The sequence below is a fragment of the Silvimonas amylolytica genome, from assembly GCF_014645555.1.
Taxonomy (GTDB): Bacteria; Pseudomonadota; Gammaproteobacteria; order Burkholderiales; family Chitinibacteraceae; genus Silvimonas; species Silvimonas amylolytica.
Map to the genome: position 1 here is coordinate 1,035,693 of NZ_BMLY01000001.1, position 24,919 is coordinate 1,060,611.

A 24,919-nucleotide genomic window follows, 5' to 3' on the forward strand; every position below is an offset into this window, starting at 1 on the left:
AGTGACGGCCCCTTTTCAGGTCGGTGTTGTGCTCGACGTAAACCGGTCCAGCAATGACTGGACTACGCTCTGAAACTCTCCTTTCTTGAGGATAAATTCGCGAGCGGTGTCCTCATCATCCTGATAACCCCAAATTACTCTTGCTTCTCCATCACATTCCGCAAGAAAAATGTAGCAACCTTCATCCGAGATATTTCGGTCTGAAAAAAGCGAATAACATTGCCGCTCGCCAGTCACATAGCGTGCTCTGTCTTGCCCTGGTATAGAGGAGTTAAACAAGTCTGGATAGTTTCCGGGTTCGATACCCGCATTGAGTCTGTTTCCCTTGCCACCGGGCGTGTGACTGGAACTGGAAGATACCATCAGCCCATTCTCAGTTACCGTGAGAGTTGGAATTGGCCATTTGCTATAGCTGACAGGATCAATCTGCGGCGATATATTCCACGCCTTTTGCACTGGTGCAGCGGCCCTCGTACGGGTGAGCGGCTTTGGGCAGCCAGTAGAAAGGTGATCTGACCAACGCAAAGGAAAGTGTGGCAATTTGGTGACAACCACTCGCATTGATGTGAAACGACCTGTTTTGCCAGCCTTGCGCTCAAGCGCCAAGGTCGTTGGGGGCCGCCCGGCGCAAGCGCTCGCCACCAGGCTATGCTGCCAGGCACCGCTTCCAGATAAGGCAACCCATGCGCTCCAGACTCAACCTGATCTTGCTCGGTGTGGCCGACGTGACCCGGTCCGTCGCGTTTTATGAAGCGGTGGGGTGGCGGTTGGCACAAACCAGTCATGCAGGCTTTGCCAAATTTGATCTGGGTGGGGTGGTATTAGGTTTGTTGCCACGCGCAGAGATGGCGCAAGACTGCAATAGCCTGGATGCTACTGGCCAAGGGTTTGGCGGTATGGCACTGGCTTATGTGGCGCGGCACCCGGATGAAGTATCTGACACGCTAACCCTGGCCGCGCAGGCCGGTGGCAGCGTGGTCAAACCCGCCACCGCAAACGCCTGGGGTATTGCCGGGTACTTCAAAGACCCGGATGGTCATTTGTTTGAAGTCGTTTACGAGGACGGTTGGGTGTTCGACCTGCACGACAATCTGCGGGTGTAACGCTCAGGCGGCTTGTTGCAGATAGGCCGTGGCCTGGGTCACCGGCAACGGGCGTGCAAACAGATACCCCTGAAAGTAGTCGCAATCCCGGCTCAACAGCGCGTCGCGCTGGGCCGGGGTTTCCACGCCCTCTGCCACAACTTGCAGCCCGAGCATGTGTGCCAGTGCAATAACCCCTGCGCACAAATCGGCATCGGTAGCATCCTGATCAATATTCTGGATAAAACTGCGATCCAGCTTGAGCGCAGAAACCGGCAAGCGTTTCAGATACGCCATGGATGAATAGCCCGTGCCAAAATCGTCAATCGACAAGGTGACGCCCAGCGCACGCAAGGCTTGCAGGTTGGCAATGGCTTGTTCCGGGTCAGACATCATCATCGACTCGGTGATTTCCAGTTCAAGCTGATCAGGGCCGATCCCGTAACGCTGTATCTGGTCGGCGACCCGGACCGCAAGACCGGCATCATTGAGTTGTGCTACCGAGAGATTCACCGCCAGCTTCATCCCGGTCAGCCCCATTGCGTGCCATGCCTGCAATTGACGGCAGGCCTGGGCAATGACCCAATCGCCGATCTGGACGATCAACTCCAGTTGTTCTGCCAACGGAATAAACAGGGCCGGAGAAACCATGCCCTGGCCGCCGCGATGCCAGCGCAGCAAGGCTTCAGCCCCTACGACCTTGCCATTGCGGGCGTCGATCTTGGGCTGGTAGTACAACTCGAACTCATGGTTGTCTTGTGCGGCACGCAGATCGCGCTCCAGCGACAAGCGCGCGGCCACCGCCGCGCCCAGTTCTGCGGAGTAAAAACGAAAACGCCCGCGTCCTTTTTCTTTGGCATCAAACATGGCAGCTTCAGCGCGCGCCACCAACTGGTCAGCATGGATTGCATCTGCGGGGTAAACACTGATGCCCATGCCGGCGGTGAGTTGAAACAGTTGCGAGCCCAGGCGCACCGGCTGCTCCAGCAAGTGCTGAACCTGATTGGCAATGCGTGTCAGCCCGTCGATATCACCAAACCCGGTCACGGTCAGGGCGAATTCATTGCCGGCCAGGCGCGCGGTGGGGCCGGGCAACCAGGAGCAGTCATCAATACGCGCCGCGACTTCTTTCAAAACTTCATCGCCCGCCGCATGGCCCATGCTGTTATTCAGATATTTGAACTGGTCCAGATCAAACAAAAACACCGCCAGCAGTTGCTGCGGCGTCGCTTCAATGCGTTGCGCCAGCAACCGCTCAAACTGGGGGCGATTGGGCAAGCCGGTCAGCGTATCCGTGGTCCGGTGCTGTTCCATGCCACGCTTGAGTTGCAGCAACTCGGTGATATCTGACGAAAAACCGATCAGCGCCGGCGGTTGCCCGGGCAATTTAAGCGGCATCTTCACTGACCAGAAATGCCTGGCTTCGCCATCCGTATCGACAATGACTTCTTCTGCCGATGCGCGTTCTCCGCTGTGGAGCACGGCTTGGTCCATACCCGCTAGTTGCGTGGCCTCTTCAACGGGCAACAATTCCTGATCGGTGTGGCCGATCACGTCATCCAGCCCCCGGCCGTAGAGCGTGAGCACCTTGGCGTTGGCGTACAAATAGCGGCCAGCGTGGTCTTTCAGATAGATGTAGGCATCGACATTGGACAGCACCGCATTGAGCATTTCGTTATGGTCAATGTCCTCTTGCGCCTGCCGCTGGCGATGTGTGATATCCGTAGCAATCCCGCACATGCCGCTCACCTTGCCAGCCGGATCACAAATCGGGACTTTAACCACCCAGAACACGCGCGGCGTGTCTTCACCCTGCAAAAAGACTTCTTCACGCTCGTGCAGTTCTTCACCGTGCGTCAGCACGCGCACATCATTACGCGTCTGGATCTGGCCTCGTTGCAGATCAAAGAAATAGCTGTCATCACGGCCCAGCAAATCCGCCAGGTGGCAACGGAACAGATTGCACACCGCCTGATTGGCAAACAAATACCGGCCATGCAGGTCTTTAATAAAAAAATAGGCCCCAACGCCATCAAACAGCGTGCGCAACTCCATGGTTTCGAGTTGCAGCATGGCGCCGGGCGTAGTGAGGGACGACGAGGACATCGGTGAACTCAATCAGGTGCGGATAATCGCTTTTAACCGTTATAACACTGCATTGGCAAGCACGTGGCAGGCACTTACCAAATGCGCGACAGCAGTCAGCAACACCGCGCAAGATGGGCTAACCTGCCCCTTCAAAGGGTTTGTCTTGCCCATGCAATTTTTTTTCCGATCCATGTCGATTCTGCGCTGACTGGTTCGTCGTGCTTATAGATGCCCAAACAACAGGTTTTCCGACGGCGTCCCAATCTCAATCAAGGAGCTACATCATGCGTTTCATGGTCATTGTCAGGTCTACCCAGGAATCCGAAGCGGGCGCGATGCCGGATGAAGCCACCCTCACCGCCATGGGCAAGTACAACGAAGAACTGGTCAAGGCTGGCGTCATGCTGGCGGGAGAAGGTTTGCAGCCGAGCGCCAAAGGCGCCCGTGTTCGTTTTTCTGGCAAAGATCGCACCGTGATTGACGGCCCTTTTGCCGAGACCAAAGAGCTGATCGCGGGTTTCTGGATCATGCAAACCAAGTCGCTTGAAGAATGTATTGAGTGGGTCAAACGCTCGCCCAACCCGTTCCACACCGAGAGCGACATTGAAATCCGCCAGATTTTCGAAGCCGAAGACTTTGGCGACGAATTCACCCCTGAAGCACGCGAATCTGAAGCCCGCTTGCGTGATCAACTGACCAGACAAGGGCACTAAGCGCCCTGCTGCTGCAGCCCGCGCCCCAGCGGGCTGCCTCTCCTGACTGCGGAAACCGTCGTGAGCCAGCTTGCTACCCATAAGGCCATTGAAGCGGTCTGGCATATTGAGTCCGCCCGCATTATTGGCGCGTTGACGCGCATGCTGCGTGACGTAGGCCTGGCCGAAGAACTGGCGCAAGATGCCCTTGTGAGTGCGCTGGAAACCTGGCCCCAGACCGGGGTGCCGGACAACCCGGCTGCATGGCTGATGACTGCTGCCAAACACCGCGCGCTGGATCGCTTGCGGCATCACAAACTGCAACATACCAAACATGAAGAGCTCGGCCGGGACCTCCTGATTGAACAAGATCTGGCTGAAGTCGACCCGCTTGCGGCGCTGGATGACCCGATCGGTGACGATGTACTACGTCTGCTGTTCATTGCCTGCCACCCGGTGCTACCACCAGAAGGACGCGTAGCGCTGACTTTGCGATTACTGGGTGGTTTGTCGACGGATGAAATTGCCCGGGCTTTTCTTGTGTCTGAACCCACCATTGCCCAGCGCATTGTCCGGGCCAAACGCACACTCTCAGCCGCACAAGTCCCTTTTGAAGTGCCGCAAGAACAGGATTTACCCGAGCGCCTTGGTTCCGTCCTCGCCGTTATTTATCTGGTCTTTAACGAAGGCTACGCCGCCACGGCCGGGGACGACTGGATGCGCCCGTCATTGTGCGATGAAGCATTGCGCCTGGGACGGATTCTGGCGGCGCTGGCACCCAATGAATCTGAAGTTCACGGACTGGTCGCATTAATGGAAATCCAGGCGTCTCGCGCGCGGGCACGTACCGGCGCCAACGGCCAGCCCGTTTTATTGCTGGAACAAAACCGGGCGCGGTGGGATCACCTTTTGATCCAGCGGGGGCTGGCAGCGCTGAACCGGGCTCGCGCACTGGGCGGCTTGCTGGGGCCCTACGCGTTACAAGCCAGCATTGCCGCCTGCCATGCCCGCGCCCGCACGGCCGAAGAAACCGACTGGCATGAGATCTGCGCCTTGTACGACGCGCTGGCACAGGTGTCACCCTCACCCGTGGTAGAGCTTAACCGGGCGGTGGCGGTGTGCATGGCTTTCGGACCAGAAGCAGGCCTGGTCGCAGTCGATGCCCTGATGGATGAACCCACCCTGCATCAGTACCACCTGCTACCCGCCGTGCGCGCTGATTTTCTGTTCCGGCTTGGCCGTTTTCAAGAAGCCTGCACGGCTTTTGAACGCGCCGCAGCCATGACCCGCAACCTGCCCGAACGAACCTTGCTGCTGGCCCGTGCGCAGACCTGCCAAAGCCATTTGTTGCCGAAACCTGACACCATTGGCTAAACCCGGCAAGCCGCACTATTACCCTGTATCCGTTACTGCACTTGGCTTTCAAGGGTTTTTCATTCTCTTTGATTGCAGTTATATTGCAAGTCATTTGCTTAAATGCAGAGCAAGCCACCACCGCGAATTATGCTAAAGGTGCTACAAAGCAGAGGTTGGCACCGCGTCATCAGAACGGCGGACCAACCTGACAAGCCAAACAGGGGATTTTGAAATGACTTTGAAGAAGAAGGCCTGGGGCCTGACTGTGGTTGTACTGGTGTTTTTGCTGGGCATGATGCTGGTCGGGCTGTACGTACTGCGCAGTGCCAGCGACCAGGACAACCGTGCGCGGATCAAACAGTTGGTGAAAACCACCTACAACACCATCGTGCAGATGGAAAACGCCAGCGCCAACGGCAAATTGAGCGAGGCCGATGCCAAAGCGCTCGCCGCGCAAATTCTGCGTGAAAACAAGTATCACGAATCCGAATACGTGTACGTCACGGACGACAAACTGGTGTTTGTCGCCACCCCGCTGGACCCGCAACTGGTCGGCACCAGCTTTAATGATTTCAAAGACTCCAAGGGCAATAGCGTGGGGGCGATTGCCGCTGCCGCACTGGATAAATCCGGTGGCGCCATGACCGATTACTGGTGGGACAGCAAGCGCGATGGCAAAGTCGTCGATCTCTTGTCCGTGGCCGTGCGTACGCCCAAATGGGGTTGGGTAGTGGGGAGCGGCATCAGCTTTGCTGAAGCCGACGCCCGATTCTGGAGCAACGCGCGCTGGCAGGTGATGATTTGCCTCGTCATGGCTGCCATCATTGGCGCCATCCTCATCATCGCCGTCCGTGGGCTGACCGGCACGCTGGGTGGCGAACCGGATGAAGTGGTAAAACTGGTCTCGCAAGTGGCCGCTGGCGACCTGACCAGCAATCGCCGCGTCAACGCCCCGTCGCGCAGTATCCTGGGCGAGGTTGAGCGCATGCGCCAATCGTTGAGTACGGTGATGTCTGGCATCCAGACCGATGCACGCCAGCTGGAACACCATGCGTCCTCCATTGCCGGTGCCAGCCGCGAGATTTCTGTCGCAGCCGGTCGCCAGACGGATTCAACCTCTTCCATGGCCGCAGCCATGGAAGAACTGACCGTCAGCATCAACCACATTTCTGACAACACCGGCGATGCGGAGCAGACCTCCCGCATGGCGACCGAACTGGCGGCCGAGGGCGTCACCCAAGTGAATGAAGCCTCTCAGGCCATGGGCAATATCGCCGGCAGCGTGTCCCGCGCTTCGGGTCAGATCCGGAACCTGGATGCCAAATCCCGCGAGATTTCCAGCATTGCCGCCGTGATCAAGGAAATTGCAGGCCAGACCAACTTGCTGGCATTGAACGCCGCCATTGAAGCCGCCCGCGCGGGTGAACAGGGCCGCGGCTTTGCCGTGGTGGCCGATGAAGTACGCAAACTGGCTGAACGCACCAGCAGTGCCACGGTTGATATTGAGAAAATGCTGGCCGACGTACAAACCGAGACCGACTCTGTCGTTGCGGTGATGGATGAAGCCTTGCCGCAAGTTGAACACGGCGTAGAAGTCGCGCACCACGTTGCCGAATCGCTCAGCCGTATTCATGGCGGGGCACAAGCCACACTGGGCCGCCTGAACGAAATGGCCAGCGCCACGCGTGAACAAAGTGAAGCCAGCAATAGCATTGCCGGCCGCGTGGAAGACATCAGCCGCATGGTGGAAGAAACCACAGCGTCGATCCACCGTGCGACGGACACCGCCGGCGAGATTGAAAATGTGGCGGCGCGTTTGAACCAGATGGTAGGCAAGTTCCGCCTGTAAGCCGCCTGTCCCCGTCATCCTTCATCAGCAAGGGCATGTCACGATGTGACATGCCCTTTGTTTTGGTGCGGCGGCCACCCCGGCCAGACGCCTCCCTGCCCTCACAACCATTGCCCCCCCTGAACAACCGCACATATCGCTGCAGATGGGTTCGGGTTGGGTACATTTCTCATACCGTTTGCATAAATTGGGCCGTCTTTTTGTGCCTGCTGCGATGAACGCAACAGTTCCTCCGCTATTTTCTCTTTGCGCCCAAAAACAGGATTAATCTGATAGCAGTTTTTAATCACATTTCACTGGAATACGGAGAATATAATGACAAATGCATACAAGATGATGATCCCGGCATTGGCCCTGTTGGCATTAAGCGCACACGCAAGCGCCACGCAAACCGGCGGCACCATCACGTTTACCGGTGCCATTGTGGAAGACACCTGCCAGGTTCAGGTATCCACCCTCAGCATGCAAACCCATTTGTCTGGTTGCGATGCCAAGGTGGCAAACCACGCGCAAACGCATATTGATGCAGTTAAAACCAAAACCACCGTAGAACCTGTGCAAAGCACCGCACCGGCCAACAAGCAAGAAAAACTGGCCATTGTGACCACTGAGTATCTTTGAATATCTTTGAATGAGTGAATGCCAAGCGAAACAGGCAAATACCACAACAAAGACTGGTACAAAAAAACGCACCTGAAAAGGTGCATTTTTTTTAAATCATGCCTGATAAACCACGTTGGGTTTGATCTGTTTATTTGTACGTAAAATTAAATGTCGCCATGGCAGCCACTTTACCCGGCGTCACCGGTTGGGCCAGAACATAATATTGCGCCACAAATGGAATCGTCATCACCGTATTGCTATCTATTTTGCTCATCACCAATGGCGCAGTGAAATCCAGCGGCGTGCCTGTTTTATCGTTGACCGCATTTGCTTTCAGTAACTGAACACCCACACCGCCGGCGGTTCCGGTATTTTTCAGTACGCTGGGCAATGTGTCTGTCGTGGCAGATAACGTCATGGTGACCGTTTCCACATTGGTACAATTGCTTAAAGAAATATTAAAAGCAGTTGGGGAAAACGTAGTGGGCGCACCTGCCGCATTCATATCGTGCGTTAACGCTGGGGGCAGCTGGACTGTGGCGTCCCCATCTACAGTGCAAGATGGCGCAGTGAGTGTACCGGTGAAATACAAATCTGCATCCACCGCAAAGGATTGCGCGGTATAACCCAAAGCCAGCGTGGCCAGTAACCCTATTAATTTTTTCATGGCTCTTACCCTGTAATCTGCAATATCAAATGAGTCTGGTAAATAGCGCACTCAGTCATAAGAGAACGTAACCGTGGCGTGGGCTTTGACATCACCCGGTGTCATATCCGTCTTGGTCTTGATGTATTGCACATACATGGGAATGCTATACGCAGAACCATCCGGGCCCGTTACCGTGCCCGCGTTCATTGCAGCACCCAAGGTGACCGGTGTGGCTGTCCCGTTAACGTTGTTTACCAACTGCAGACCAATACCAGACGCAGAACCGGTGGATTTCATGACGCCCGGCAGCGCACTATCCGTATCGGCCAGGGCAGAGACCGTCATGGAGATCACGGGCTGTTTAACGCAGTTTTGCAGATTAATATTGAATGCCGTTTTTTTGGCTACGCTATTCACGACATCAAAATCCACCGTTTTTACAGATGGCAAATCAATATTTAAATTAGTTGAATTGGAATTCACGGCACAGGTGGTCGGCACCTGAACATTAAATGTAGTACTAGAAAACGGAATGGTGAAGAAACCACTAAAAGTGGGATAATAATAAAATACATTATTATTTTGCGGGGTCACCCAGGAGTCATAATGCAAGGTCAACGCACTCAAATTAGTCGTTGACACACCTTTTTTAATGGTGCCTATTTTAACAAAACGAGCCTGAATGACGTAAGCACCCACAGTAACATTAAGTGTGTCAGTGCCCAGGCGCCCCGAAGTTGATGCCTGTGCCGCATTGTCGATGTTCCAGTCAGGAGCGACCGGCGTATCCCACTTCAATGCCTTTAATGCCCTCTGGGATTTTTGATGACCCGTGTAATAGACAATAAAACCAATACCTGGAATGCCCGTCTGGAATACGTCAAACGGGTAGGTAATACCATCCGGGCCACTTACATTGACAACCTGCCCAGTGGAGTCACCAATATACGGAAAAAGGGAGGTTATAATTGTGGCACCGTCTCCAGTAAGGGCACAACGTGCGGTACCGGCTATCGCGCTGCTCCAAGCAGAGAGCAAGGACCCATTAGGCAATGCATCCGTATCCGTCGTAATGCTAATTGATGGCGGCATCGGAATGGATGCGCCGCCGGTATAAGTACATGTAATAGATGTTGGAGATACGGGTGCAGCATGGCTATTGACGGCATACCCGGCCAGCAATGCAACTACCAACCCCATCAGCAAAGATTTCATTCTGAGTAAATTCATGTTCAACCTTTATATGCAGCCGCTTTAAACCCAATGACCTGGTTTGGTACGGCCGCCCTGTGTCATTGCTTTATTGGCAATGGCCATCAACAAAATAGAATGGTGCGGGTTTGCCGTTGCCATCCTTGGGCATGGAATAACTCAGCGAACAGCTCTGGCCTTGTTGCTCACCCCATTTCACTTGCAGCACATTGTTTTGCGATGCGGGCTGGCCATAAACCAATACGCGGCCACCTTGCGTGACCGAACCCACGCTCTTGCCTGCGACATCAAACACATCTGCACCAAACGGCAGTGCCTCACCATTAGCGCGGGTGACGCGCAGCATGACGGCCTGACCCTTGTTTTCTGTTTCAAACTTCACTTTCACCACCGCGCCATCGGTTGGGGCAAAACGTTGCTCTGTGGTTTTCAGTTGCACGCCCATGGGCAGACCCTTGGTGTCGATCTCCACGTTGTTCATGCTGTACGGGCTCATGCCCACCACCAACGCATGACCAAACGGATCAATCCGGGCGCCCGGCTGCGATGGCACGCGTGCGCCCACGGCGTCTTTGGCCTCGATCATGGCAAAGGTATTGCCGGAGCTGCCGCTCAGCGCTACAGCGTCTTGCGTGGCCACCACGGAGCCAGACAAACCGGCGCTGGTCTGGGTGTAACCGTTACCACGGCTGGCCGATGCACTCAGACGTGCATACGGTGTTTGATAAGAGGCATTCGCCCCCAAGTTGCTGGTGGCGTTGCCGTTGGCAGTCGTGCGGCTGGCGTTAATGCCATAACCAAACTGGCTATCCTGGCCCAACGTGCCGTTAATACTTTCCTGCACCTGGTTGCTGTTATCACGCGTGTCATGCGAAACGCTGGTGGACGACGACGGCACGCGTGAGCCAATACCCAGCGGCATGGACAACGTGGCCATGTAGCGGTTGTTCCAGCGGCCGTTATCCGTGTCAAAAGTACGCGCAGCAGAGAAACCCAGCCCAATGGCACCAATGCTGGTGTTATAACCACCCTGGAACTGGGTATCGTTGCCGTTACGGTTCCAGTAGTTCTGCGTGTAACCAGAGACATACAGCGAGCCCCACTGGTTGAGCGACTGGTTCAGCGTGAGCTGCAAGCGCCCCTTTTGAATGCCGCTCATGCTGCCCACATCACCGTTAGCCTTACGCTGCTCCAGGTCACGCATATGCATGGCATCTGCGTAGTTCAAATAACCATGCGTGGAATAGCGGTAAGCGGCCAGCGTGAGGTTAGTGTTAGTAGGCGCAATCAAACGCGAGTAAGAGCCACGAATGCTCTGCCCGTATTTGGATTGCGACTGCAAACTGGTGGCAGACTCCGTCACATCCAGACCAAACGCCCCTACAGCGGTATTGAGCCCTGCACCCACGGCGGCAGACATATAGTCTTCGCCCACAATCACCCCGCCATAACCCGTGAGCAGGTTATTGAAACCATGCTGGGCATTGCCCTGGAACACAAACGGCGAGGCGCTGATTGAGGCATCACGGTATTGGCCGGCAGACACGCTGTACCGCGTACGGCCGGCGCGCATGGCGTTCACCGGTGCTGCGTAAGGCACCGCAGAAATATGCTGGCTGCCGTCTGCCTCTGTGACCACCACCTGCAGATCGCCCCCGTAACCGGTGGCGTACAGGTCTGAAATTTCAAATGGCCCCGGGGCAACCGTGGTCTCGTAAATAATGTTGCCGTTCTGCTTGATCTGCACTTTGGCGTTGCTGTTGGCAATGCCATGCACCACCGGCGCATAACCCTGTTCAGACTGCGGGTACATGCGATCGTCCGTACCCAGCGTGACGCCGCGCAAGCCAAAGCTGTCGAATACGCTGCCATCTGTAAAGCTATCGCCAATGGTCAGCTGGCTTTTAAGCGGAATGATGGCGCGTTGCACATAAGTCTGAACACTCTGTACATGCGTTGAAGTGTTGGTGGATTTGGTGACGTTACCGCTGTAACGCAGGCGCCACGGCCCGGCATTCAAACCGGCGTTCAAACCCAGATACCCCTGGGTGTTGGCGTCGCTGTTGCTGCCCTGGTTGCGGTACACGTTGGCGTTATACTGCAATGTGGCAGCGGGTACGCCGTCATCCCAGAATTCCGGGTCTACCCAACCCCGCGCATTGCGGCTCATGAACGCCTGCGGGATGCTGACATCCAGCCGTTGTTCGCCATTGTCAAAAATGGCCCGGGCATCCGGAATCAGGTCTGGCAATACAGCAACGCGGCCAACGGCAGCCAGATCAAGCTTCAGGCGCGCGTCTTCAGACAAACGCGTCATGTCTACGCCCATGCGCTCAAGCAGCTGACGGTCAAAAACGGGCTGAACATTCTTTGAGCCCGCTTCTATTTCCTTCAGTGAGACTTCCGTCATGCCCACCCAGATCTGGTTGACATACACGGCGGCCCGGTACTGCCCTGGTAAAGCCACGTTGCCGTTATTAAAACGGCTCACGTCAATTTTGGCACCATGGCCTGACAAAAAGTCAGGGTTGAATTCCACGGCCATCAGCGATGTTTGCAGCGGCGGGACCGCCATGACAATTTCGTCGGCCGCGCTATAGCCCGTAGAGAAAGCCACCAGAATTGCGGCAGTCACCGGATTCAGGTGCAAACGAAAGAAACGGGGTTCCGCGAGGGTATTCTTATGATTGCTCATGATTTTGGTTTAACTCTATCTACGGACAACACTCGCCCCTCCGGCACCCCGGAAAAGCCGTTTGATCTGGACAAGGAGTGGTATGCGCTGGACTGCATACCGCGTTATCTGACGTTTACGTTTTGAGGTTTGCTGGCTTGCTGATTGGGTGTTCCGGCTTATTGCAGCGCGGCGTCATATTTCAGTGATGCGCCGTAGTCATCCACTGTCTGGAAAAACACCTGGCCAGATTTCACCGAAGCCGACATGGGCATCAGCGCGTTGCCGCCCGGCGCAACCATGATGCTGTCTGTGGATTTGGGTACATTGGCATCTCGCCCCACTGTGGCTTCAGCCACGGTGATGTAATACGGGGTGGGGTTATTGATTTGCAGTGCAGGTTTGCCGGCTTGCGTGCTGGCGTGCCAGGTCAGTTTTTTGGGCGCTTCTGTCGGCGAAATACTCAGCCCGGCTGGCCGATAGAAAAACTTGATGCGGGAGCGGAAAGCCAGTTGCATGTAGTTGGCGCTTGCCTCTTTGGCATCTGGCTTGGGCGGGATTTCCAGCATGTTGAACCAGAACAGCGTTTCTTTATCCTGGGCTAACGGCTCACCGGTGTAGGTGATACGCACAGTCTGGGATTTGGTCGGATCAATGCGGGCCACCGGGGGCGTCAGCAAAAATGGCACACTGACCTTGGTGGGGTCTGCATCCGCATCACCGGTATCCAGCCATACCTGAGCCAAACCGGGCAATTTGCCGTTATTGGTCATTTTGAGGGTGACTTCAGTATCTGCCGCATTAAATACAACGCGGGTACCCGCCAATACTATTGAGGCTTGCGCATTAAATGGCAGCAATGCACCAGCAATGAGCACTGCCACTGCTGACACATGAGAAATGAGGTTACGAATATTCACGATAATTCACCAGAAAATAGAAAAAAGCTGAATCACCCAGGGCATTATTTTCTGATGCGGATCATGCGGCAGAGCAATGTCCATTGGCCCGTCAGTGGCGATCTATATTTATTGCTTGTTACGTTGTTACGATTAATTCAATTCAATGTAAAACGGGCGGACTGGGCATAGCTGCCCAGCCCGCCCTTAATCATTGCCGGTCGTTAGCGGCGATGAATAACAACAATTATTGGTAAGTCATGGTGTAGGTCACGTCAGTCACGACGGTACCGGAAGTAGCTGCGCCAGTGGCAATGTAACGAGCACCGTAAACCAGGTTAACGGCGCCAGTTGCATCGGTTGCCATCGGGGTAGCACCTTGGGCACCAGAAGTCTTGCTGACATCAATGGCAGTACCAGCGGTATCCAGCAGTTGCACATCAACGTTGGTCGCGGTACCCGTCGCGTTCTTCAGATGGCCGTTGGCCAGGGTGTTAGAACCGAACTGGAAGAACGGGTAAACCATCTTGCCTGTCGGGCAGTTGGTCAGCGTCAGCGTGAACGGGGTGGCACCCGCAACGTCATCTTTGGCAGCCAGGTCAGCCTTGCTAACCTTCGGCAGATTAACGGCAAAGTCAGCAGCGCCGCCTTCGCCTGTCACGGTACAAGTCGCGTCCACGATTTCACCATTGATGGTGATCTTGCCGCCACCTGCAGCTTGTGCGCCTACAGCAGCAACGCCCATTGCAATTGCGAAAATAGCGGAGATAGCAGAGATTTTCATTTTTCGATAACCCAAGATAAATATGTTGATAATGTGCAAACAAAAAATGCTTGAATCGCAATCGCCATTTATTGCATTTGCTTTTCGCACACATTCCCCGATGGGCAAATATCTATAAAAAATAATTCACCCAGAAGTCCTCAAATCACCACCGCTTATTGCCGGGTTTACAACCGGTTAAACGATATGTCACTTGAGATGGGCGAATTATGGGGATGGGGCATCTCGAAAAACATGAGGAGAGGTTCAATGCGCTCTAGGTAAATTCTTAAAACAGGCCAGGTAAAAAGCTGTGTTTGCGACCGCCGCGTGGCTCACCGCGCGTGCGAGCCAATCTCAGGGGCCAATCAGCGGCGGTTTCTGGTACGAACAAACAACCCCGAGTCTGGCTGTTGCACGCTGCTTGAGGGGGTGTGAATGGCAATGAACGGGGGCCCATGACGGGCGACACCCTACGGCTTTTGGCCACGCGGTGCGGATGCGTTGGCAAGACCTTGCCGCTCCAGGACCGTCTTACGCCGCGTAGGATGCGCGCCGATAGCATGCGCTGGTGATTGGCGCGACCATGAAGGCGTGCTGATCAACGTGCACACCGTTTAGCGATGGCGGTGGGACCCCATGACGTTGCGATGCGCCTTTCAAGGGGGCCTTGCGGTCCCCGTTTTTTAGCCTGTCCCCGCCTTTGCCAGTACATGCCGACACCCGTTGCAGCACATTTGGCTGCGGTGGCCCGTGCTGGTCCGACATGCATTTCGCGTGCTCCGGTTCATGCTCACTGCATGCCATCCTGGTCTGACAAGGAGAACATCATGCACCGTCTCTTTCCCCCTACCCTGGCCGCTGTGTTGGGTCTGTCTTGTGTTCAGCTTTATGCCGTCAACGATGCGGCATCACGCGGCGGGATTGTCGAGCGCGAAGCCTCGACCGCTGCCAATGCCCGCCTGGCACCCGATGACGTGGCGTTTATCGATAAGGTTGGTGAAGCCGGTACGGCTGAAATTGCCACCAGCAAACTGGCGTTGAAACAAGGTAAAGGTAAAGACGTGCAGGACTTTGCTGGGCACATGATTGAAGATCATCAGCACCTGGCGGATAAACTGACCAAACTGGCACGCGGCAAGAAACACGCCGTGCCGCCGCAAAGTCCGGCCGATCTGAAAGCCACCATGACCAGGCTGTCTGGCTTGAAGGACGATGCCTTTGATGCCGCGTACATCCAGTTTCAGGTGACGGCACACCAGGATGCGGTGCATTTGTTTGAGAAAGAAGCGGAGTCTGGCAATGATCTGGATATCCGTCAGTTTGCGGCGCAGAACCTGCCCTTGTTGCAAGCGCATCTGCACGCCATCCAGCAGATTTCCGCACGACAGCTACGGTCGGTCAAACCGCTGCCGACAGACCATAAGCCTCCGGCGGGTTAACACCGTGGTAAGAGCGGATCATTGCCGGACGAGGCACAGGCCGCATGGCGACATGTTTTCTTGGCTGAACAATCATTAGTTGTGCTGGCACCTGGCCTGCGGTTTAAACCCCACAGGCCGGCTCAGTCATGACGGTCGTCATTGCAGGACTTCCACGATTTCGAGCCCTAATTCATAGAGCTTGCCCCGCTCCAGCTCATGGCAGCGGCGCACCCTGACCGTGGCAGCAAAGGGTTTACGGCTGCCACCCACGGCAGGCGGCATCATCAGAACATCAAAAACTTCTTCCAGACGCGGCACGTAGCTGCTCCGTACGGTCATGCCACCGACGCTCAAGTCAGTGCAGATACCGTATTGAGACGGTGCGGCGTCGCGAAAACGTAGTTTGACTTCACAATTGACTGGAACACGCCGTGCGCTGCGTTTTTCCTGGTTCCCCATCTCCAGCTATTCCTTGCCTGGCGGTTGCAGTGTTGTAGTTATCGAATCCGGCGTATCACCGGATTGAGCAACATGCTGCCATGACAAGAGAAATTCGTGGGAACGGGATGACTTCCGGCGCGCGCCGGCGGGTCAAAAACAAGGCCGGCGAACGCCGGCCTGATGGGGTGCTGGTCAGCCAGCAGCTTGCGACTAGCTGACCAGTATCGGGTCAGACCGTGCTGGCCGGGCCTACGGCACCCGTGCCATGCACCAGGTGTTCAGAGAGGCTGCGCAGCTTGATCACGCTAAAGCCGCCGTACTGGTCTTGTAGCAACGGATGCGCCATTTGCTGCGGAATACGTTGCACAAACGCGAGTGGACGCAAACCACCACCGCGGGGGAGCAGTTCGACGGACAGGTTGAGGGTGTCGGGGTAGCCCGGCAGCTGATTGGCCAACCAGCCTGCCGCTTTCTGCGCCGGGGCAGTCCCGCGCAAGAAGTTCTGGTAATCCAGCCACGCCGCTTCATCAATAGCGATCCAGACGTACCAGCTATACATTAGATCCTGGTCGTCATGTACCGGCATTTCGAGCACGGCACGCACAAAATAGTCTGTCTGCTGCGCATGCTGGATGCGGCAAAAGTCAGTGTCGATAGCGGCGATGGATTGCTTTTGTTCGTCGCTCAGATTGAAGTAGTGATAGGGCACTTCAAAGGCGCAACCGGTGTCGCAGACGTGGGTTTGTCCGCAGCGGGTGCAGGTAAAGGAGTAGCGGTTATGCATAGCGGTGCTCGTGATCGGGTGCGGCAAGTCCGTCACTCTAGCCGCAGCGCTGGCGGACCGTCCACTGCTGCTGACCTGCCTGCAACAGACATCACCCCGGCTGTATGGCCTGGCACGCTTCACCGTCAGCGTGCGTTGTGGTTTGGTGACAAATCCTGAAAGACTGATCGCACAACAGGAGGGGCACAGGTAAGATGAGTCTTAAAACATACACCTTTGTTCTTCACGGCCTGCGCACCCACTTGAACACCCTCCTCGCCCTTTTTGCCAGTTGTGTTTTGCTGTGTGGCTTCTCTGCCAGCGCGGCAGAAACCGCATTGGCAGACACCCCTCAGGTTTTTCGTCAGTATAAGGATGCTGTGGTGCAAATACGCATCATGGACAAGCGCAGCAACAACCGTACCGCGCTCGGTACCGGTTTTGCGGTCGATGACGCGGGCCATGTGATTTCCAACTTCCACGTCATTTCAGAGGTGGTCTGGCACCCGGAATCCTTCCGCGCCGAGGCGGTTCGGGCCAACGGGAGTGTCGTACCGTTGGCGATTTCCGGTTTCGATGTCGTGCATGACTTGTCATTGCTGAAACTGGCCACACCGTTGGGCACGCACCTGACGCTGGATGCCGGCCCGCTGGATAAAGGCACCACGCTGTATTCTTTCGGCATTCCGCTTGATCTGGATTTCACCATCGTGCGCGGCCTGTATAACGGCCTGTTACCTAAAAGCCTGCGTGAGCAAATTCATTTCACCGGCGCGATCAACCCCGGCATGAGCGGCGGCCCGACCATGACCGAAGCGGGCCGGGTTATCGGCATCAATGTCGCAACTTCAGGCAACGATGTCGGTTTTCTGGTGCCAGCCCGATACGCCGTTGCCCTCTTGCAGCAACGTGCCAACGCGCCGATCAATAGTGCCGCGCAAATGCTCAAACTGATGGATACCCAACTGGTAGCCGAACAGAATGCGCTGGCTACACGGTTACTGGCCGCGCCGCTGACCACCGATACGCTGGATCATTACCGCACCCCGCGGGACTGGTCGGATTTTTTCCGCTGCTGGAGCAACGAGGAACACGGCGAAGAAAAACGCTATACCTCGCTGACCATGGTCTGTGGCTCGCAAAGCAATATTTTCCTGACCGAAGACTACGAAACCGGCACCGTGCACTACAGCCGTAGTTATGTGCAGGGCAAGGGTCTGAGTGATTTACAGTTTGCGCATCTGTATGGCTCGCAATTGGGCGTGGGCCCTCGGGTGCCGGATGCCACGCGTGAAGATGTAGGCAACTTTGCCTGCAATACGTCGTTTGTCCGCCAGCCTGACGGCCTGCCGCTCAAGTACATCTTTTGCCTGCGCGCGCATCGCAAACTGCCAGGGCTGTTTGATGCGGTGATCATGAGTGCAACGCTGGATCAAACCCAAAGCGGTCTTATCAACCGGTTGGTACTGGGCGGGGTCAGCTATGACAACGCGGTACGGCTGGGCCGCAAATTCCTGGGGGCGGTGACATGGTCGAACCACTGATCCTGGAGATCCTGGACCGCCATGGCCGGGTGGCACAGCGCCAGAAATTCACGCGTTTCCCCGTGCATGTCGGCCGTGATTACAGCAATGATCTGATCGTGGATGATGAAGCGGTTTCGGCACGTCATCTCACCATTGAACCCGGCCCGGAAGGCGGTTGGGTGGTGGAAGACCTGTCCAGCGAGAACGGCAGTTATAGTGGTCTTCGTCAGCGCTTCACCTTGAAGCAAATCCATAATGATGATCGGGTGCGCATCGGGCGAACCCAATTGCAGTTCCGCGGCGTTCAATCCGCGATCGCCCCCACGGTGTTGCAGGATGGTCTGCTGTGGCGGGTATCCCAATTACTGGGCAATGTGTGGATCATGCTGGCGTTGCTGGCACTCAATGTCGGCTTGCTGACCTGGGGCAGTAATACACAGGTGTTCACGCAGATCAAACCCTCCGATACCGCCGTCACAGCCGGTACCTTGCTGCTGGGTACGTTACTGTGGGCCAGTATCTGGGCGTTGCTGGCGCGGTTGTTGAATCATCGGGCTGTGCTGTTTGAATATATTTCGCTTGGCTCTCTTCTGGCGCTGGCCAGCCTGCTGCTGCAAGCGTTCGAGATACGGCTGGGGTATCTGGCGCATGACAGCGCGCCGGCGTTGATTGTATCCAGTCTGGTCTGGCTGGCCGTGATGGCCATCATGGCCTATTTGCATCTGAAACTGGCCACGGCCCTGTCGCGACGCAAGTTGTACACGTTGATCGGTACCGGTCTGGTGGTCATGTGCGGCTTTCTGTTGCTCTCCAGTTACCGCGACGAACACACTTTCAGCCGTGATCTGCCTTTCAACAATGATCTGCAACTGTTGCCGTTAAGCGTGTTGAAGGTACAACCGGCGGGGACCTTCTTTGATGATCTGTCTGACGTGCGGGACAGCGCGTTGCAAAAAGGCAAAGACCCGGATTAACCGGGTCCTCGCTTGATCAGGCCACTACCTGGCTTAGTCCGCCTTGAGCCCCAGCCGGCGTTCAGCCGAAGGCGTATTGGCGTAGTACGCACGTTTTTCTTCATACATCAGCAAGTCGGCATGTTGCACGGTGGCTTCCAGTCGCTCACCGCGATGGCATGTGGCCATGCCCATGGAAAAGCTCAGTGTCGCACCCGGGTAGAACTGGTTATTCAATTCAATAAGATGATGCACGCTGTCAATCACTGCCTGCCCGCCACGCTCATCAGTACCCGGTAGCAGAATGGCGAACTCGTCACCACCAATGCGCGACGCGTATTGGGGGGCTTCAATCGCTTTGGCAAAGACTTCGCCAGCACGGCGCAACAAGGTATCCCCCGCTGCATGGCCCAGTTGATCGTTCACGCCTTTCAGACCATTGAGGTCAGCAATAATGACCGTGACCGGAAACGGCCCTTTGCGCTCCAGCCGGTTCAATTCGTCCACATAGAAAGAACGATTGCGCAGCTTGGTGAGTACATCATGCTTGCCCAGGAACTCCAGATACGCCTCGGCTTTTTTGCGGGCAGTGATGTCAGTCAGCGCGACCAGTACCATATCCCAGCGCTGCTCGTGGCCGGTCAGCACGGCAAACTGGAGGTGGACGTTGACCTCATTGCCATCCAGCGAGTAGTTCAGCACTTCGCGCTGCTGAAAGAGTTTGTTGTCCCACAGATCAATCAGCTGTTCGCGAAAATGCGAGCGCATGTCGTCACGGAACACATCACGCAGGCGGCTCAATAACGTTTTTTTGTCAGGCGCCGCAAATAGCTGCAATGTGTGCTGATTGACGTCAATGACCTGGATTTCTTCCATGCACCGCTCAATGAACTCCGGGTGCACATCTGTAAATACCCGCAGATCACGAATGCCCTGAGCGCGTACATCATCCAGCAAGGCCTTGACCGAGCTGAAGTCCTCCACCCACAGAGACACCGGCGAGTGCTCAAACAAACCGCGCGCGTACTGTGCCGACAACGCCGCCCGATGACGCGCGCGCTCCAGTTCGGTGATGTCTTCCACGGCCACCAGCACGCGGTCCCACTTGTTTTCATGTCCTGGCAGCACCGTGCCACGCAGCAGTACATCCAGCCGGCGGCCGGTGAGTGTGTAGTTGACGGTCTGGCTTAAAAAATGGGTTTCGCCCGACCAGAGTTGCACCAGTTCTTCCAGGTGTTCTTTGAACATATCGTCCCGAAACACCCGATCCAGCCCACCAATCAGGTGTTCCAGACTATCTGCCTCGAACAGAGTGAGCGTCTTCTGGTTGACCTTGACCACCTTGATGCATTCAGAACACTGCGCGACCCGTTTTGGGTCTTCAGTAAACCAGGCCCGGATATCTGTCACGCCCTGCGCACGCCAGGTATCAAACAACACGCGCATGGCACTGTAGTCCTCTACCCAGAGTGAAACCGGTGCCAGGTCAAACATCCAGGCATCATCGGTATTGGCGGGTGCAGCGGGAGGGAGCTGAGACATGACACACCTGTGGTCTTATGTTGCCGTCATTCTAATGCGCTTGCAGGCGCACGTCGCCCATGGCTTTGTAGCACGCAAAACCGTCAGCGCATCGCGGTCGCAGCGTGCCGTTCAATCATCGTCGTCACGTAGCGGCTCATCAATTGGTCCCAAGTCTTGTCGGTATGCAATTGCGCCAGCCCTTTATTGAAGCGGGCGATCAGTACGGCGGAACCTGGCTGATTGCGCGGCGCAATGAAATACAGCGCACGGACATCCAGTGGTTGCACAGATGCAGCCAGTTTCGGATAACCCGAAGGCAATTTGCGCATGACCAGTTCGCCCAGCAGGCTATTGGCGACGAAAAAATCGGCACGGCCCAACGCCACCATACTTGCACAGGCGCTCATATCGGCCGGTGTTTCGGTGTGCGGAGTATTGGTCCCCATTAATTTGTAAACCGAAGGCAGCACCACAAACCCGGCCGGCAGACAAAGCACCTTGTCTTTCAGCGCGCCCGGTTTGAGGGTGATTTCCTGACCATCGGCGCGGCCGTACAGATAGGTTGTCATCTGCACCACCGGATCAGAAAACAGGTACTGCGCGGCGCGTTCAGGCGTTTGCACGTAGGGAAAGGTCGCGGCGTAGCGGCCTTCGAGCGTGTCTTTATAACCCCGCGCCCAAGGCAGCCAGTCGACCGTCGAACTGTAGCCAGCGACCGCAAGACTGCGCTGGACAATAGCAGTGAAGATGCCCCCGTCGGGCAAGCCATTGTCAGTAAAGGGTAAATAGCCGTTGCCGGATACGAGCTTGAGCGGCTCCGCTGCGGGCGCCAGAGCACAAGCCAGGGCAAACAGGGCAGCAAGGCCAGAACCAGAAATACGCAAAACGTGCCCTCCACAATGCGGCAACCTGGCCGGCAGGCAGAATGGTTGCTTCTTCAAATATGTGTAGAGCATAACGCGCTCTGCAGCGCTTTGCGTAGTAACGGGCACGACAGGCAAAAAAAATCCGGCGGAGTACCCGCCGGATTTTGCACTGGCTCTCAGGCCCTGGATCGCAGAGGCGTTATTGACCCAGATCGCTGATAAAGCGGTTGGTGAACGACAGATTGCTTTGACCGTTGGTACCAGCAATGTCGCGATCAAACGACCAGTAATGCACGCCTGCAAGGCCATTGGCCTTCACAAAGCTGGACATCACATCGGCATCCGACAAGGTGAAGGTCTCGCCAGCGGTATCGTTGGCGGCAATCATCGGCGTCAGTTCGATCTGGTTGTACGGCAGCTTGTAGTAGCCGTGCAGATCCATCGCGGCCTGGATGGCCGACTGACCCATCTGGCACTGGCTACCGCTGACCACGCATACGGCATTGGAGGCCGGGTTGCCGTAGTCCATCACCATCAGGTTGACGGTGTAGTTGGTCAGACCCGCCGACTGGATCGCGCTCATGACTTGCTTGCCGGTATCACCCAGCGGATTGGGTGAACTGGCGCCCATATCCACCGCGACGGCAGAACCAGACTGGCTGGTGGCCAGCGTGGCGATGGTGAAGCTAAAGCGCATGGCAGGCCAGGTCTTCTGCGCCACCTTCACGCGGGCGACAAGATCATTGATCTGGGCCTGGGTCTGGCCTGCTTCAATGTCAAAGTCGACGCCGATCATGTTGGCGGAGTAGTAGTTGTTCACAAACCTGGTAAAGCCGGCATCGGTCGTGCAAGAGAAGATCCCCGCTGCACCACCGGTCGACACCACGTACTTCTTGCCTGCATTCACGAACATCGGGACGTTGGTGGCAGAGAACGTGGCCGGCAGCATGCCTGCGAGGTTCTCACCCACTGGCGACGGCGATGTAGAACCGCACTCGCCCGTGACAAATGCCCAGGTCAGCGCCGACAGGTTCGACGGCATGGCCGCAGTCACATCCACGACGGTACCGGCGGCATTACGGCTTTGCATGCCATCGGTATTCCAGTTGGTGTTCACCGTCACGTCCTTGTACGGACTGTCGATAAAGGTCGGAGCAGAACCGCTCGGTGTCGGAGCTGGCGTTGGCGTTGGCGTTGGCGTTGGTGTCGGTGTCGGTGTCGGTGTCGGCGTCGGCGTGGGTGTTGGTGTCGGGGTTGCACCACCCGAGCAGCTGCCGGTGGCGGTCCACGGTTGACCAGAGCCCGTTGCACCGCTGTTGGTGGATGGATTCGCGCCTTGCGTCCACCAGTTGGCCTTGTAGTTCACGCCGTTGTAACTCACCACTGCACCGCCGTTATAGGCCGTGCTGGCATTCCAGGCTGCGGCACAGTTGCCCGATGGTGTCGGTGCGGGTGTCGGTACTGGCGTTGGCGCGGGTGTTGGCACAGCGGTCGGGGCCGGCGTAGGCGCCGGGGTTGGCACGGGGGTTGGTGCGGGAGTCGGCGTTGGTGTGGCCGACCCACCGGTGTCAGCGCCCAGGTCTTTCCACAGGCTTGGGGTCGCGGCCGGGTTCCAGTTAGCGCCAACGTAATCGGTCTGCGTAACCAGCGCCTGGTAATCGTGGCCGTTGTAATAGACGATGGTGCCGGCGGAATAAGTGCCACCGTCTTGCCATGTCGGATAAGAAGCGAATGCGTAGCTTGCCGCCAGCGCGGCAGGCAGGGCGGCCAAAGCCACCCGCGTAATGCGGTTCATGTGTATCTCCATCCCGGGTTGTGAAAAACAATACGGGTGCTGCTGCACCTCTGTGTGGTTTGTCCGGCTGATGCCGGTACGCGCCCATGGGTAGACCCCGCCCCGGCCTGTACTACGGCCAGGGTGGCGACATTTACAGCCATATGCAGGATGGCGTCAATGTCATGTTCTACATCTGTTTTTCAGGGGAAAGAGACCACCACAGCAGATCGTGGCAAGTCAGGAAAAGACCAGTCAGGCCATTACGCCAGAGCCCGCAAGGATCACACTGTTATTCGCGTGTAACCAGTCAGTCAAACAAGCGGGCCGGGCGATAAAACCACTGCCACGGTTGACGCCACATGTCTCTTACGAGCGGTGGCGTTTTGATACGTAAAACCGTGGTCTTGCCCGCCTCAGACTGGCAAGACGGCCAGAAGCAGCGCCAGTGCATCCAGCGCCGATTGCGGCGAATCCTCTGTTTGTGCCCGCACAATAGCGCCATCCACCGCAACGGCAGCGGCCAGCGCAATGCGCTCACGGCTGGGCGACGCGGGTAGCAGTGTTGCAATAGCGCCGGTCATCTGGGCTTTGTGCTGCCGGGCAATATCCGCTGCATCTGCCAGCCCACCGCCCTGCTCGGCCACAGCATTGATAAACGCACAGCCACGGTACTGGGCACTGGCGAACCATTCAGCCAGGACGGGCACAAGAATCGCCAGTCCGCTACCGCCATATCGTTGCAAAGCGTCCGTAAACCAGGTCATCCAGCGGGTATGCCGATCTTGCAAAAACGCGCGGATCAGATCGTTTTTACTGGGGTAATGGCGGTAGAACGTCACCTTGGTAACGCCAGCCTCGGCAATAACCCGGTCGATCCCGGTCGCACGGATGCCATCCCGATAAAAGAGATCATGCGCCACCCGCAAGATGCGCTCGCGGGCAGGCAAGGTGCTGAAGTCAGTGGTCAGGTCTGTGTTCATGCCGTCATTGTAGACAAATCTGTCTACATCTTCTAGAGTACGCTCATTATGATGTAGACAAACCTGTCTACATGATATTTATCCACTCTCCCTGGAGTCTTGATCATGGATACCCGCCCACCCCTGCCGCCCTTTACGCTGGAAACCGCCATCGCCAAAGTCCGGGCTGCCGAAGACGGCTGGAATAGCCGCGATCCTGCTCGTGTAGTTCTGGCTTATAGCGAAGACACTGACTGGCGCAATCGCGCCGAGTTCGTACACGGCCGTGCACAGGCGCAGGCCTTTCTGGAGCGCAAATGGCAGCGCGAACTAGACTACCGGCTGATCAAGGAGATCTGGGCGCATTCAGATAACCGCATCGCCGTGCGGTTTGCTTATGAGTGGCATGACGATGCCGGGCAGTGGTATCGCAGTTATGGCAATGAAAACTGGGAGTTCAACGAGTTCGGGTTGATGACACGGCGACATGCCAGCATTAATGACTCGCCCATCAAAGCATCTGACCGGAAGTTTTTCTGGGCACTGGGGCGCCGGCCGGATGAACATGCAGGGTTGACCGAACTCGGGCTTTGAATTGGCCACATGAGATGGGTTGTTTACCGCTGGCGTGATGGTCACAAACGCCGGGCCAGCCCCGATGAAACAGTTGCAAAGATAGATTTCATGCCAGCGTAACAATCCATCCCTATAGTGCGCTCCTGAATATCTTCTCAGGTACTCATCTCTCCAGTCTGGAAGTCCACAGTTCAAGCCCTGCACGCGTTGCGGGGCTTTTTTTTGCCTGCAGAAAACAGAATG

The 24,919-nt window shown here is 56.3% G+C and carries 23 protein-coding genes; 10 read left to right on the top strand and 13 right to left on the bottom strand.

Annotation, left to right across the window (positions count from 1 at the left end; translation table 11 throughout):
• Positions 1-15 precede the first annotated feature (15 nt).
• Entirely contained in the window at positions 16-561 is a 546-nt protein-coding gene (locus tag IEX44_RS21295) for an Imm42 family immunity protein (protein ID WP_373287769.1), read from the bottom strand.
• A 122-nt stretch (positions 562-683) separates the two neighbouring features.
• Here IEX44_RS21295 and IEX44_RS04525 point away from each other — a divergent pair, with 122 nt between their 5' ends.
• On the top strand, positions 684-1,103 hold the full coding sequence (locus IEX44_RS04525; protein WP_188689381.1) for a VOC family protein: 420 nt from the start codon (positions 684-686) through the stop codon (positions 1,101-1,103).
• A gap of 3 nt (positions 1,104-1,106) precedes the next feature.
• On the opposite strand, the gene IEX44_RS04530 is transcribed toward IEX44_RS04525, so the two are convergent.
• Entirely contained in the window at positions 1,107-3,188 is a 2,082-nt protein-coding gene (locus IEX44_RS04530) for a putative bifunctional diguanylate cyclase/phosphodiesterase (RefSeq protein WP_188689386.1), read from the bottom strand.
• Between the two features lie 266 nt (positions 3,189-3,454).
• Between IEX44_RS04530 and IEX44_RS04535 the strand changes: the two genes are divergently transcribed.
• From IEX44_RS04535 to IEX44_RS04550, 4 genes are all read left to right on the top strand, one after another.
• Complete coding sequence (locus tag IEX44_RS04535; RefSeq protein WP_188689389.1) at positions 3,455-3,883, top strand: YciI family protein; 429 nt, start codon at positions 3,455-3,457, stop codon at positions 3,881-3,883.
• A gap of 60 nt (positions 3,884-3,943) precedes the next feature.
• Positions 3,944-5,236 (top strand): RNA polymerase sigma factor, encoded by a 1,293-nt coding sequence (locus IEX44_RS04540; protein ID WP_188689392.1) that lies wholly within the window; start codon positions 3,944-3,946, stop codon positions 5,234-5,236.
• A 214-nt stretch (positions 5,237-5,450) separates the two neighbouring features.
• Positions 5,451-7,067, top strand: a complete 1,617-nt coding sequence (locus tag IEX44_RS04545; RefSeq protein ID WP_188689395.1) for a methyl-accepting chemotaxis protein — start codon at positions 5,451-5,453, stop codon at positions 7,065-7,067.
• Positions 7,068-7,382: 315 nt separating this feature from the next.
• Positions 7,383-7,688, top strand: a complete 306-nt coding sequence (locus IEX44_RS04550) for a YmdA family protein (RefSeq protein ID WP_188689397.1) — start codon at positions 7,383-7,385, stop codon at positions 7,686-7,688.
• A gap of 130 nt (positions 7,689-7,818) precedes the next feature.
• Here the strand turns inward: IEX44_RS04550 and IEX44_RS04555 are convergent, their stop codons facing one another.
• From IEX44_RS04555 to IEX44_RS04565, 3 genes are all read right to left on the bottom strand, one after another.
• Positions 7,819-8,337 (bottom strand): fimbrial protein, encoded by a 519-nt coding sequence (locus IEX44_RS04555; RefSeq protein ID WP_188689400.1) that lies wholly within the window; start codon positions 8,335-8,337, stop codon positions 7,819-7,821.
• Between the two features lie 51 nt (positions 8,338-8,388).
• Entirely contained in the window at positions 8,389-9,549 is a 1,161-nt protein-coding gene (locus IEX44_RS04560) for a fimbrial protein (RefSeq protein WP_194468901.1), read from the bottom strand.
• Between the two features lie 70 nt (positions 9,550-9,619).
• Complete coding sequence (locus tag IEX44_RS04565) at positions 9,620-12,226, bottom strand: fimbria/pilus outer membrane usher protein (protein WP_188689405.1); 2,607 nt, start codon at positions 12,224-12,226, stop codon at positions 9,620-9,622.
• Between IEX44_RS04565 and IEX44_RS20890 the strand changes: the two genes are divergently transcribed.
• Complete coding sequence (locus tag IEX44_RS20890; protein WP_229678749.1) at positions 12,215-12,352, top strand: hypothetical protein; 138 nt, start codon at positions 12,215-12,217, stop codon at positions 12,350-12,352. The two genes, IEX44_RS04565 and IEX44_RS20890, sit on opposite strands and share 12 nt — an antisense overlap.
• Positions 12,353-12,384: 32 nt before the next feature.
• Here IEX44_RS20890 and IEX44_RS04570 read toward each other — a convergent pair whose 3' ends face one another.
• Positions 12,385-13,125 (bottom strand): fimbria/pilus periplasmic chaperone, encoded by a 741-nt coding sequence (locus IEX44_RS04570; protein ID WP_188689408.1) that lies wholly within the window; start codon positions 13,123-13,125, stop codon positions 12,385-12,387.
• A 226-nt stretch (positions 13,126-13,351) separates the two neighbouring features.
• Positions 13,352-13,888, bottom strand: coding sequence for a fimbrial protein (locus IEX44_RS04575; protein WP_229678750.1), 537 nt, complete (start codon positions 13,886-13,888; stop codon positions 13,352-13,354).
• Between the two features lie 809 nt (positions 13,889-14,697).
• On the opposite strand from IEX44_RS04575, the gene IEX44_RS04580 reads away from it, so the two are divergent.
• Positions 14,698-15,309: a DUF4142 domain-containing protein gene (locus tag IEX44_RS04580; protein ID WP_188689411.1), complete on the top strand. Its 612-nt coding sequence runs from the start codon at positions 14,698-14,700 to the stop codon at positions 15,307-15,309.
• 138 nt (positions 15,310-15,447) lie between these two features.
• Here the strand turns inward: IEX44_RS04580 and IEX44_RS04585 are convergent, their stop codons facing one another.
• On the bottom strand, positions 15,448-15,750 hold the full coding sequence (locus tag IEX44_RS04585; RefSeq protein WP_188689414.1) for a PilZ domain-containing protein: 303 nt from the start codon (positions 15,748-15,750) through the stop codon (positions 15,448-15,450).
• 211 nt (positions 15,751-15,961) lie between these two features.
• Positions 15,962-16,516, bottom strand: a complete 555-nt coding sequence (locus tag IEX44_RS04590) for a DUF2199 domain-containing protein (protein WP_188689418.1) — start codon at positions 16,514-16,516, stop codon at positions 15,962-15,964.
• Positions 16,517-16,710: 194 nt separating this feature from the next.
• Here IEX44_RS04590 and IEX44_RS04595 point away from each other — a divergent pair, with 194 nt between their 5' ends.
• Both IEX44_RS04595 and IEX44_RS04600 read left to right on the top strand, forming a co-directional pair.
• Positions 16,711-18,039: a S1 family peptidase gene (locus IEX44_RS04595; protein WP_188689421.1), complete on the top strand. Its 1,329-nt coding sequence runs from the start codon at positions 16,711-16,713 to the stop codon at positions 18,037-18,039.
• Positions 18,024-18,995, top strand: a complete 972-nt coding sequence (locus IEX44_RS04600; protein ID WP_188689424.1) for an FHA domain-containing protein — start codon at positions 18,024-18,026, stop codon at positions 18,993-18,995. Before IEX44_RS04595 ends, IEX44_RS04600 begins: the two co-directional genes overlap by 16 nt.
• 33 nt (positions 18,996-19,028) lie before the next feature.
• Here IEX44_RS04600 and IEX44_RS04605 read toward each other — a convergent pair whose 3' ends face one another.
• The 4 genes from IEX44_RS04605 to IEX44_RS04620 all read right to left on the bottom strand — a co-directional run bounded on the left by IEX44_RS04605 (position 19,029) and on the right by IEX44_RS04620 (position 24,121).
• Positions 19,029-20,516 (bottom strand): sensor domain-containing diguanylate cyclase, encoded by a 1,488-nt coding sequence (locus IEX44_RS04605; protein WP_188689427.1) that lies wholly within the window; start codon positions 20,514-20,516, stop codon positions 19,029-19,031.
• Between the two features lie 83 nt (positions 20,517-20,599).
• Entirely contained in the window at positions 20,600-21,454 is an 855-nt protein-coding gene (locus IEX44_RS04610) for a substrate-binding periplasmic protein (protein ID WP_188689430.1), read from the bottom strand.
• Between the two features lie 109 nt (positions 21,455-21,563).
• The gene (locus IEX44_RS04615; protein WP_188689433.1) at positions 21,564-23,159 is read right to left on the bottom strand and encodes a carbohydrate-binding protein; all 1,596 of its coding nucleotides are present in this window, start codon (positions 23,157-23,159) and stop codon (positions 21,564-21,566) included.
• Positions 23,160-23,554: 395 nt separating this feature from the next.
• Complete coding sequence (locus IEX44_RS04620) at positions 23,555-24,121, bottom strand: TetR/AcrR family transcriptional regulator (protein ID WP_188689435.1); 567 nt, start codon at positions 24,119-24,121, stop codon at positions 23,555-23,557.
• Positions 24,122-24,226: 105 nt separating this feature from the next.
• Here IEX44_RS04620 and IEX44_RS04625 point away from each other — a divergent pair, with 105 nt between their 5' ends.
• Positions 24,227-24,694, top strand: a complete 468-nt coding sequence (locus IEX44_RS04625) for a nuclear transport factor 2 family protein (RefSeq protein ID WP_188689438.1) — start codon at positions 24,227-24,229, stop codon at positions 24,692-24,694.
• The last annotated feature ends 225 nt before the right edge of the window (positions 24,695-24,919 follow it).